The sequence below is a fragment of the Marinicella sediminis genome (assembly GCF_002000055.1).
Taxonomy (GTDB): Bacteria; Pseudomonadota; Gammaproteobacteria; order Xanthomonadales; family Marinicellaceae; genus Marinicella; species Marinicella sediminis.
Genome location: NZ_MVBD01000008.1, coordinates 78,298 through 89,128, shown reverse-complemented (window position 1 = coordinate 89,128; position 10,831 = coordinate 78,298). Strand labels below are relative to the sequence as shown.

Sequence of the window (10,831 nt, the reverse complement as noted above, 5' to 3'; positions counted from 1 at the left end):
ATTTGAATGTAACGATTGTAACTTAATGAAAAATGACTTTTCAATGAGAAACTCACTTGTTATTCAGCAAGGTCCGATGGAGACTGACATGTTCCTGCCCATAAATGAAAATCCAGCAGTCCGCTGGCCATTCAAAAAGCTCCGGAATACTGTTTTCATAGCTGTCAAAGGTTCTGATATAATCGGTATTTTGCACCATTAGACAAGGAGGTTTTCCATGCGTATATTGATTTTTCTTTGGCTGATTCTCAGTCTTTCCCTGACCAATCCACTCCAGGCGGCTGTACCGCAGGCACAACGTGAAGCATTACTGGAATTGTATCAGCAGACCCAGGGGGATGACTGGCTGGAAAACAGCAATTGGTTATCAGGAGATCCTTGCGAGAACAACTGGTTTGGGGTTTTATGCAATGACGACCTCATCCGGGAATTGTCCTTATCTGACAACAACCTCACCGGTCACATTCCCGATTCAATTGGCGCACTCACTGATTTACAACGGCTGTCGCTGAGTCAGAATCACCTGACTGGAAAAATCCCCGCAGCCATTGGCAATCTGAGTCAATTGTTCAACTTATACTTGTATGACAACCAACTCAGTGGACCCATACCAACAAGCTTTGGCAACCTGACATCAGTGCTCTCCATGTATCTGAACGACAACCAATTGAGTGGGCCAATCCCCGATGAGCTGGGACAAATGACGGCATTGAATGTGCTGAGTCTGTTTACCAATCAACTCAGTGGCGCCATTCCTCAGTCCATGACCAATCTCTCTCAATTGCAGTTGTTTTTTTATGAAGGCAATGCCCTCTACCCGGCCAATGCCGATGTGGCGCAATACCTGTTTTTCAATTCGTGTTTTGATACTTTTGGCGAGCTGGAATGTTCTTCAGACTATCAAACCCTGGCACCGGGTGGTTTTGGTATCGACAGCAGCACGGCTGACAGCCTCACCCTGACCTGGGACGAAGTGCGCTACAGTCAAGCCGGCGGGTATGAATTGTGGATGGCTGATGCCGTCGAAGGCCCTTATCGACTGATCAGGGACACCGAAGACAAAACCGTCACCAGTCATACCATGGCGGGCGTGTCTCCCGATGATGAACTGTATATTCAACTGCGCTCATACACCAACCCACATCAAAATAACCCCAACCGGGTGGTCAGTCAGGCGATCAATCTGGCAGGCGAAATGACCAGCGAACTGTCATTCCCCATGCAGTCGCCTCATTCAGGCTCCTGGTACAATCCACAACAAGATGGTCACGGTCTGGTGGTTCAAGTGCTCTCTGACAATCTGGCAGTGGTATACTGGTATGTGTTTGACAACGACGGTAACCAACTGTGGTTGGTGGGTGCAGGTCCCTATGACGGACAGCAAATTCAGGCCAATATGGCCGTCTCAGAAGGCGCACTGTTCCCACCTGACTTTGACACCAATGATATCAACAAATCATTCTGGGGCACCATCACCATTAGTTTCACCGCAGATGACCGCATGAATTATGCCTGGATTCCCAGGCGCGATTCGGGGTTTCCGGCCGGCGCACTGAACATGCAACAGCTGACCCGCATGGGTGCTGGCGATGTTGCCGGCAGTGAAGCATTGAATGGCAGTTACAGTGGCTCCTGGTTTAATCCTGCTCAGGATGGCCATGGGCTGGCCGTTGAGGTTCTGCCCAACGGGGTGGGACTGATTTACTGGTATGTATTTGATTCAACCGGGAAACCCATTTGGCTGCTGGGCTCAGGGCAAGTCTCAGAAAATCGGCTTGATGTTTCATTCAGCACCGTCAATGGCGCTCAGTTTCCACCCAATTTTGACAGCAATGACCTGGTTCCACAATTCTGGGGAACCGCCAGCATCGAATTCAATGGCTGCAACAATGGCTTATTCAGCTGGCAACCAGATGAATCTCGGGTTGGATTCAGCACAGGTCAGATGACCGTACAGCGGCTGACTCAGTTGGCAGATCTGGTCTGTGAATAAGACCCCAAAGGATTCCTGCCGGGTTGTGAATAACAATCACAACCCGGTATCAGTCATTTTTTCCGCGTGAATGTGATTCTTTGGTGATCATCATTGATACTTTTTTAACGACGACCGAACAGCCGACTGAACAACCCTTTGCTTTGCCTGTCCGGGTTGGGTTGATGGGAGTAACTCTGATCCGGCTGTGACGTTTGATCGCTTGATTTATTGAACACTTTCAACAATTCATCAATCATGTAGTCATCAAACTGATAAGGATTGAATTCCTGCATCCCGAACTGCCTGATCAGTCGGTTAACCTGATCCTTGCTGGCTACATATTTCATCGACCAGTCAGAAAACTGCCGTTGATGAATGCGTTTGACAGAAAGGGTTTGAACCTGCTTGTGACGTGGGTCCGTGGCGATCTTCTGATACAGGTCATTGACCACATCCTGCTCACCTTCCAGGCATTGAAAAAAGTAGTTATTCCGGAAATACAACACCCCACCAACCTCAAGCTTTGGGTTATTCTTTCTAGACTGCATTAATATGCGGCCAATTTCAATGGGAACTTCCCCACCCAGACCCGATAAAGGTTGTGTGGATTCACTGACATATACCATTCTGAGTAACTGCTCCATACCAACATACCTGAAAATGAAAGCTGTGTAACTTAACTGTCAGGATGTCAACAACAGGTGATGATTAGGCCAATTTCATGTCGAGCAGTACATATAGGCAGTGATAGCTGTTATTCCAAAACCACAATTCATCCATTTCATATAGAATGAATGCCTGTATGACACTGGACAGACTGCTTTCAACATGATCATCAACATTCAAATTCTGCGCGGACTGGCCGCCCTATGGGTATTTTTGCATCATGCCCTGCCACAGTTTGAGTTCATGGGATTGTCATCGACCGTCTTCACCGCATTGGCCAATCATGGGTATATGGGCGTTGATGTGTTTTTTGTGATCAGTGGACTGGTGATCGCCAGTTCCATTGAACGCATCACCCCCGGACTGGCTGGCGCAGGCCGCTTCGCTTTGAAAAGGCTGAGCCGGATTTACCTTGGTTTTTGGCCGGTTCTACTGCTCACCTGGCTGGCTCTGAATCACTACGACCCAGCCCGCCTACCCTTATATGACCTGCCTAAATCACTGTTTTTACTTGGTATTTATGGCGGGGAACTATTGATTCCTCCTGCCTGGTCATTGCCTTATGAATTGTATTTTTATGGCCTGACAACTTTATTGGTGCTGGGTCTGATCAAGCGCCCCTTGTGGCTATTTGCACCACTGATGCTGCTGGTGCTTTTCAGAATCCTCTGGTTTGATCAAACCGGACATGAGTGGCTGGACCTCCTGCTCACACCTCACTTGATTGAATTTTTGCTGGGCTTTTACCTGTGGCATCATCGCCAACTGCTGATCAGTAAAAAACACGCCTTTAGCTGGGGGCTGTTGCTGTTGGGGTCTTTGTATCTGTCGGTGACCTATTACCTGGTTGACAGCCCCTGGCGGGAACCCGCCATTGGTCTTTTTTCAGTCAGTCTGGTGGCCCTGGCAATGACCTTTGAAAATCACACGCCAAAACCAGTGGCCGCTGTTTTAAAACCCATTGGTGACAGTTCGTATACCCTATATCTGTTGCATTTTTTCATGCTTATTCTGTTCACCGGTACCGGTTACCGAACCTGGCTGATCAACCAGGGCCATGAACTGACTGGCTTCGTGGCTTTCATTGTGCTGACCTTGCTGTTCAGTTATGGCTTTTATCGGCTGGTTGAAAAGCCCTTGTATCAACTGGCCAACCGCAAGTTTAAAAAACCAACCATACTCCCCCAAAGTCATGGTAAATAGACAAGCCTTGGAGAGCTGATGATCAGCTCGACCCGCCGACTTGGTTGGTGAGCGATAGCGAATCAGAGAGTCGAGCGCTTGATCACACGACATGATCGCCGAGGCCGCTTTCACTTTTGTCAGGAACAAAAGTGAATGAAGTCCCAAGGTCATTCCTATGATTCATGACGACAGGGATTATGATTGTAGAGCTATGTATGCTTAGCAAGCATGACAAATCCTGACTGGCACCAGGCCAGTCAGGTTGTTATCGTTTCAGTCCAAGTGACCTGCTGTCGGGTGTGCAGCCGGATACAAAGACAAACAATCTGCTTCTAAGCTGGCCAATTCTGCCCTTAATTTACGGGCCAGTAATTTGATCTCAGCGGTTTCCATGTTCAGCTGATCCGGTAACAATTCAGCATCGATAATGGTGGGAAATTCGGCATCATAAACCAGTAAATTACGTTCTTCATTACCATCAATTTCCAGGTTATACAGTTCCCATTGATCTGCCACCGGCTATTGACTCCACGGGTCACAGTAACGGACCAGCTTCCATTCACCCTGACGCACCGCCCGAACATGAGCAGGCTGGGTCACTGGTCCATCACACAATGCCTTAAACTCGGCTTGTTTCTTCAATTCAGCCAATGACGCTGCATAGACTTTATATTGTTCCCATGACTCCTGATTGTGCGGATCATTGTCCCTGGGCAATGGTTCGGTGATCATGTCATCGGTGACAAACAACAGCGACCGGTCAGCCAGTGTTTCTGCTGATTTTTTGGGATGTTGAATCATTGGCGACAAATCGATTCCCGGAAAAGGCGCCACATAGTGAGTTTTCGATAAGGATTGGGCAATTTCAGATTGGCGTGTTTCATCGATATTGGCCAGTCCCATCAGGGTCGGTAATAAGTCAATGTGACTGGTCAGTCCATCAACGCGTTCAGGATGACCTTTACTGGGATTGATCGAAGGCGATGAAATCAACACAGGAACATGCAGCACTTCCTGATAAGCGGCATGCCATTTTTCCATCATTTTTGCATGCGCGGCACCATATTCACCATGGTCAGAAGCAAAAACCAGAACGGTATTCTCACGCAGCCCTGAAGACTCCAGTGCTTCCAGCACCCTCAGAATATGGCGGTCAACCATGGCAATCATGTAGGCATAGTATTGCAGAAAACCAGTGGCAGCACCTTCTGGGTCATCTTGATTCTGAAAAGGAATTGCCACGCCCATGGTGGCTTTGACCGCAGCAGCCAGCAATTGATTGTCATTCATCCCATTGGGGTCATTGGCTGCCAGGCCTTTGGCCACTCCAAGGCCTGCCTTGGCGGCCAGTCCCAATCCAATTTTAACAGAATAATCAAATTGGCAATCAGGCTTGTTGTTGTTCAACAGGTCTTCATTTTGAGTCGGACTGGCAGTGGCGTTGTCTTGTGGCAATCCGGTCGGATTCAGGTTAACCCGATAAGTTCCTTCAGTGGGTTGTGTGCTGAGGGTGCCTTTGGCAGGCACCGGAACTGAATCACCAGGTCCATATCGATTGGGATCATCTTTGGGGTTTTTGATGTCAGGATTCTTTGGCACCAACATCCTTGGCAGTGTTGGGTAAGCGGCAATGTCATGTGGGTTGGTGAATGAACACACCGCAAAAAAGGGTTGAGTGTGAGGTGATTCCGGGTCTTTGGGATGCTGCTGTGCCTGTTGTGCACTTGCCCGGTTGAACGGCACGCCAAGTCCCCTGGCCTGCAAAAAAGAACAGGCCAGATCTGTGAATTGATAATCCCGGTAAGTTCCAAGATTATTGATCAACGAACCATGAGGCTCAGGCCAGGACAACTCCCAGTCATCAAAACCAAAACCCTGCAGGGTATGCTCCGGTGGGTTACTGGTGTGCCACTTGCCAAAATAATGGGTGGTATAGCCAGCTTCACGAAACCAGTCTCCCATGGTGGCAAAACCATCGGCTTTGAGCCATGGAAAATTCTGTGCATCGCCACTTTTGAACAAACCATCGGTCTGTGTGACACCGGTACGTGGACCATACTGTCCTGTCATAATACTTGCCCGACTCGGTATACAGGCTGATTCGGCAATGCTGTGATTGGTCAGGACGGTGGCATATTCGCGCAATTTCACAAAACCAGGGAAATGAGGCAAGTATGGATTGTCCTCATCCAGCTCATTAACAAAAGACAGGATGTCTTTGATGGGGTTTGCCAACCCCTGTTGATGATAGCTGAATCTTGGGTATCGCAGCTGATCGACCAGCAGCAATAGAATGTTGGGTGAAGATGATGGTTTATTCATTAGTTTTTCCCTCTTTTTTTGGTTATTGAAGATATACTTAGGAGAGCTGATGATCAGCTCGACCCGCCGACTTGGTTGGTGAGCGATAGCGAATCAGAGAGTCGAGCGCTTGATCACACGACATGATCGCCGAGGCCGCTTTCACTTTTGTCAGGAACAAAAGTGAATGAAGTCCCTAGGTCATTCCTAATACAGACCAGAGGGTTAAACTGACCATCACGCAGGCATACACCTGACTGTTGATTGAACCTGTTCTTATCCCCCTAACAGGGGTTCATCATAACCAGAAATATATTTACAACACAACATATATGTTTCTTTTGGTACATAATTAAAAAGGATTATGATACATCCAAAAAAAAAACCAGTCTGTGATGAGACTGGTTTAGCTTGATCAACTGACGGGCATATGTCAGTCCTCAATTTGCATGAAATCATTGATCCAAAGATTCAATCAATTCCTCATCAAAAACTATGTCCTCAATCAGCTTATCCACCGCCAACATCATCACTTCCTGCCAGGTCTTTTCACCACCTCCGGCTTTCTTATCAGAATATGTACCTGAATAATTGGACTGATAAATCACATCTCCACTGTTGCGATCAATGAAACTCAGCATAACCTGAACATCGCCGATGAATTCGACGGTCCAGAAATTGATGTCAGCTTCAAACCAGAAGTTGGTGACTTTACCCTCAATCAACACATCACCCTCGTCTGTCATTAATTGCTGATTGCTTTTAAAGGCCGTGACGATCGCGTTTTGGACAATCTCTGTGACTGGCTGTTCGGTCAGGATACCTGCCATTCGATGACCATAGCCATTTTTCTTCCAACCAATCCGCATTTTATCTTCACGGTCATCGGCCATCTCAGGCATCTGAAAGTTAACCCCCTGGAGTTGCTCCAATGGACCAACAAAATTTCCATCTGCATGGTGACTGACTTTCAATGTGCTGTCTTTAACAGTACAGCCTTGAATCATCACCACCGCCATCAATATAAATATTCCTTTTTTCATTGTAGTTCTCACTTTAAATAGATTAATTTATTGGCCAGTCTTTTGCCGGCTTTGGTTATCACTTGCTGAAACTCACTGGCAGTAAGCTCAGCATCATTCAGGTACTCATCAAAACTGTTTTGTTGTTTGGAACGAAGGTAGAATTTTTCTTCAAACAGTTTTTTACCTTTGGCCGTATTGAGTTTGACCAACAATGTCACAAATGCGGACAACTCACCAGAGTCACTGTTCACCAGTTTAAAGCCACAATCTTTGATCCTGATGTCGAGTTGTAAAGTGTTTCGGTCGGCTTCATCTTTACCCACAAGCCGATACTGATCTGCGGGCTCGAGCTTTTCGGTAAATGAGTCTATGAGTTGCTCATGACAGTTTTGTTCACCCAGTTTTTCGACAAGCCGGGCTTCAAGCTCCATGTCTTTTGATTTGGAAATTCCGGTTTCGATGCCGGCTCCAATCAAGCCACCTATGGCCGCACCTGTGGCATTGCTTTGAGATCGGTGAAAAAACACATCGAAGTCTCCTTTATTCTTCAATTGAACCAAAACAGACTGTGTTTCATCTTCCGCACAAACCGCGAAACAGAAAAACATAAAAACCCAAAACAGTGATATCTTCAATGACAACATGGCAATCCTTTACTGATGTGATGGCGGCATTATGACATAAATAAAAAGCCAAATCCAGTCCCTTTCAGCCAGCCATATCCGGCCTTTATTGATTCCAATCGCATGTGCGCAGCGTTGCAGTATGAACAAGACCCGACTGATTGATTGTTTCATTCAACAAGGCTTTACCCTAGAATAGTGGAATCGCATTCCCTGCCCTGAATTTCAACTGAACATGCAACATTGGTCATTCATTTATGTCATCGGAGCCGCCCAGGGGCTGGTCCTGGTGCTGGCTTTGATTCGCAAACAAGCCAACCTCCATAGCAACCGCATCCTGGCGGTATGGATCAGCCTGTTGGTCTTTGACCTGGCCATCAAAGCGGTCTACCTGAATAACCGCGACACGGCGTTGTTACCACTGTATACACTGGTTCATTTCTTTCCCTATTTCTATGGCAGCTGGTTTTATCTGTATACCCGCTCATTGATCCGCAATCAGTCATTGCGGTGGCATGATGTGGTGCATTTTGCCGGTTTTATGCTGATGTCCGGTATCAATCTGCCATGGATCATCAATCCATGGGAAAAAGGTCCCACCTGGTACGTCCTTTATGAACCAACCATGTATGTATACAGCGTCAGTTATGTGTTGGCCGGTCTGTGGGTGGTCAACCAATACCGCACTGAGCTGGTACAACAAGAGTCATCAACTGAAGGCATCGATTTACGTTGGTTACGGTTGATGGCATATGGCAACGTCGTCATTTGGCTGGTGGCTGTCAGTCAATGGGCATTACCAATTCCTGACTACAACCACTGGGTGATTTTTGCGGTGATTGCGGTATGGATCACAATGCTGGGTTATCTGGGACTGACACAACAGCCGATCACGCCAATAAGAACGTTTAAACCCCCACAACCAGTGGCCACCGATGACCGGCGGTTTGCTGCGGTGGATGACAAACTGACACAATTGATGGCTGACGATCAGCTGTATTTGAAACCAGCCTTAAATATTGGTCAGTTGGCCAAATCTTCCGGTTACCCGGAATACTTGATCTCGCTCGTCATCAACCACCGGTACCAGTGCAATTTCCGTGACTACATCAATGCCATGCGAATCAAAGAAGCCCAACAACAATTGACCCAAACCAGAGACAACATCCTTGATGTGGCTTATGCCTGTGGATTTGTTTCTAAATCCACATTCAACACCGCTTTCAAAAGACACACCGGACTGACCCCAAGCGCATTCAGGCAACAACACTCCGTCGCTGCTGCCACAAAATAAATTCACAGATCGCCAGGTTTAACATCCAGCTTAACCATGATGTGGGTACATAAACTGTTAAAAAAGGCAACTGGAACACCCCCAGACCCAGACCCAGGAAAAGGCGCAGTGTGATCGCCCCTGAGGTCAGCGCCATGCTGCGGTAAATCCATACCTGATGCCTGGTTATGTTTCGCTCTATGGCGCATTTAACCGCCAATGTTGTGGTGCCCAGCCACAACACGGCCAGTGAAGTAAATCCCAGCCTGGCCACCCAGCCGCCACTGGCATTGAAAGCCATCACCAGTCCCGCCACTCCACCTGTCAACACCGCCAGGGCATAGACCACCCCGAGATAACGATGAAAGCTCAGCCAGCGTTTTCTGATCAGTCGGCTTAACTGCAATGGAATCAACAACAAGGCCAGTCCGGAGGCGTAAAAATGCAATGGCACTTCCCAACCAGAGGCCAGTAATTTTTGTTGAAAATCGTTGTGTGGATTCACCGGCATTTGCAGAAAGTAAAACGCATAGCCAGCAACACCTATACACAACAAGGAATAAATACCAAAACCGGTTAACCGAACAGCCTTTTGCATGAATCAATCTCGTGTGAAAGACCTTCATGTTACCGATGGGTGAGACGGTTTCGTCCGAATCGGCTGTTCAGAACCTTTCAATGCAGAGTTTTTGACCTCAAGTTAAGTCAACTTCAGGGCCACTGGGGCCCGTCACTCATTGCTGGAGGCGCCACGACAAAATGTCACCAGCCCGGTAAGGCTGAACATTCAGCGGTTCTGTTCCGGCTGAATCTGGCACCGTTTGAATGACTTTTTCCAATGTAATGGTCTTTTTATTCACCGGCAAACCATAAAATGCCGGACCGTTCAATGACGCAAAAGCTTCAAACCGGTCCAGTGCCTGTTCTTCTTCGAACACCTGAAGATAGTTTTCCAACGCATGAGGAGCACTGAATATACCGGCACAGCCACAGGCACTTTCTTTGTCTCCCACAGCATGTGGCGCAGTGTCTGTGCCAAGAAAAAAACGATCAGACCCTGAAGTGGCCGCCAGTCGCAACGCCTGACGATGCCGTTCACGCTTGGCCACCGGCAGACAATAAAGGTGGGGCTTGATACCACCCACCAGCATGTCATTGCGATTGATTTGCAGGTGATGAACGGTGATGGTCGCCGCCAGGCGGCCATGGTGTGAAGCAACAAAGTCGGCTGCATCTTTGGTGGTAATGTGTTCAAACACCACTTTCAGTTCGGGAAAATCTTTCAACAAGGGATCCATGATGCGCTCAATAAAAACCGCTTCCCTATCAAACACGTCAATGTCTTCACTCACCACTTCCCCATGGACCAACAACGGCATCCCGATGCCCTGCATGGCTTCCAGCACACCATGGATGTGCCTGACATCGGTGACCCCAGCTGCCGAATTGGTGGTGGCATTGGCCGGATACAATTTGGCCGCAGTAAATATCCCCGCTTTATAGCCCTGAGTGATTTCCACGGGGTCAGTGGAGTCGGTCAGATAAGCCGTCATCAATGGCTCAAAATCCGGATAATCTGCAGTGGCCTGTTTGATACGCAGGCGGTATTCACTGGCCATCTGAGCCGTGATCACTGGTGGTGTAAGGTTGGGCATGATGATGGCCCGGCCAAATTGCCGAGCTGTATAAGCAGCCACTTGCTTGAGCATTTGACCATCACGCAGATGCACATGCCAGTCGTCAGGTTGAATGAGGGTGATTGAATCCACGGTCATGATGTCAC

10 protein-coding genes are annotated in these 10,831 nt (G+C 47.9%); 3 read left to right on the top strand and 7 right to left on the bottom strand.

The window, feature by feature from the left end:
* The first annotated feature begins 217 nt into the window (after positions 1–217).
* Positions 218–1,993, top strand: coding sequence for a fibronectin type III domain-containing protein (locus B0475_RS12000; protein WP_077412108.1), 1,776 nt, complete (start codon positions 218–220; stop codon positions 1,991–1,993).
* A gap of 104 nt (positions 1,994–2,097) precedes the next feature.
* Here B0475_RS12000 and B0475_RS11995 read toward each other — a convergent pair whose 3' ends face one another.
* Complete coding sequence (locus B0475_RS11995) at positions 2,098–2,619, bottom strand: BLUF domain-containing protein (protein ID WP_077412107.1); 522 nt, start codon at positions 2,617–2,619, stop codon at positions 2,098–2,100.
* Between the two features lie 184 nt (positions 2,620–2,803).
* Between B0475_RS11995 and B0475_RS11990 the strand changes: the two genes are divergently transcribed.
* Positions 2,804–3,844 (top strand): acyltransferase family protein, encoded by a 1,041-nt coding sequence (locus tag B0475_RS11990; protein WP_077412106.1) that lies wholly within the window; start codon positions 2,804–2,806, stop codon positions 3,842–3,844.
* Between the two features lie 255 nt (positions 3,845–4,099).
* Here the strand turns inward: B0475_RS11990 and B0475_RS11985 are convergent, their stop codons facing one another.
* The 4 genes from B0475_RS11985 to B0475_RS11970 all read right to left on the bottom strand — a co-directional run bounded on the left by B0475_RS11985 (position 4,100) and on the right by B0475_RS11970 (position 7,796).
* Positions 4,100–4,342, bottom strand: coding sequence for a hypothetical protein (locus B0475_RS11985; protein WP_077412105.1), 243 nt, complete (start codon positions 4,340–4,342; stop codon positions 4,100–4,102).
* A 3-nt stretch (positions 4,343–4,345) separates the two neighbouring features.
* Positions 4,346–6,148 carry a sulfatase-like hydrolase/transferase gene (locus B0475_RS11980; protein ID WP_077412104.1) on the bottom strand — a complete coding sequence of 601 codons (1,803 nt, stop codon included), beginning with the start codon at positions 6,146–6,148 and terminating at the stop codon, positions 4,346–4,348.
* 434 nt (positions 6,149–6,582) lie between these two features.
* A complete protein-coding gene (locus tag B0475_RS11975) occupies positions 6,583–7,170 on the bottom strand; it encodes a hypothetical protein (RefSeq protein ID WP_077412103.1) in 588 nt (195 codons plus the stop codon).
* 8 nt (positions 7,171–7,178) lie between these two features.
* Positions 7,179–7,796, bottom strand: coding sequence for a hypothetical protein (locus B0475_RS11970; protein ID WP_077412102.1), 618 nt, complete (start codon positions 7,794–7,796; stop codon positions 7,179–7,181).
* 214 nt (positions 7,797–8,010) lie between these two features.
* Here B0475_RS11970 and B0475_RS11965 point away from each other — a divergent pair, with 214 nt between their 5' ends.
* Positions 8,011–9,069 carry a helix-turn-helix domain-containing protein gene (locus B0475_RS11965; RefSeq protein WP_077412101.1) on the top strand — a complete coding sequence of 353 codons (1,059 nt, stop codon included), beginning with the start codon at positions 8,011–8,013 and terminating at the stop codon, positions 9,067–9,069.
* On the opposite strand, the gene B0475_RS11960 is transcribed toward B0475_RS11965, so the two are convergent.
* The gene (locus tag B0475_RS11960) at positions 9,032–9,646 is read right to left on the bottom strand and encodes a DUF2306 domain-containing protein (RefSeq protein ID WP_077412100.1); all 615 of its coding nucleotides are present in this window, start codon (positions 9,644–9,646) and stop codon (positions 9,032–9,034) included. The genes B0475_RS11965 and B0475_RS11960 overlap by 38 nt on opposite strands.
* Before the next feature lie 136 nt (positions 9,647–9,782).
* The gene (gene pyrC / locus B0475_RS11955) at positions 9,783–10,823 is read right to left on the bottom strand and encodes a dihydroorotase (protein ID WP_077412099.1); all 1,041 of its coding nucleotides are present in this window, start codon (positions 10,821–10,823) and stop codon (positions 9,783–9,785) included.
* Positions 10,824–10,831: the final 8 nt, after the last annotated feature.

Excerpts from the sequence above, each read along its gene's own strand:
- B0475_RS12000 (WP_077412108.1), top strand. The coding sequence starts at position 218 with ATGCGTATATTGATTTTTCTTTGGCTGATTCTCAGTCTTTCCCTGACC.
- B0475_RS11995 (WP_077412107.1), bottom strand. The coding sequence starts at position 2,619 with ATGGAGCAGTTACTCAGAATGGTATATGTCAGTGAATCCACACAACCT.
- B0475_RS11990 (WP_077412106.1), top strand. The coding sequence starts at position 2,804 with ATGATCATCAACATTCAAATTCTGCGCGGACTGGCCGCCCTATGGGTA.
- B0475_RS11980 (WP_077412104.1), bottom strand. The coding sequence starts at position 6,148 with ATGAATAAACCATCATCTTCACCCAACATTCTATTGCTGCTGGTCGAT.
- B0475_RS11975 (WP_077412103.1), bottom strand. The coding sequence starts at position 7,170 with ATGAAAAAAGGAATATTTATATTGATGGCGGTGGTGATGATTCAAGGC.
- B0475_RS11970 (WP_077412102.1), bottom strand. The coding sequence starts at position 7,796 with ATGTTGTCATTGAAGATATCACTGTTTTGGGTTTTTATGTTTTTCTGT.
- B0475_RS11965 (WP_077412101.1), top strand. The coding sequence starts at position 8,011 with ATGCAACATTGGTCATTCATTTATGTCATCGGAGCCGCCCAGGGGCTG.
- B0475_RS11960 (WP_077412100.1), bottom strand. The coding sequence starts at position 9,646 with ATGCAAAAGGCTGTTCGGTTAACCGGTTTTGGTATTTATTCCTTGTTG.
- pyrC (WP_077412099.1), bottom strand. The coding sequence starts at position 10,823 with ATGACCGTGGATTCAATCACCCTCATTCAACCTGACGACTGGCATGTG.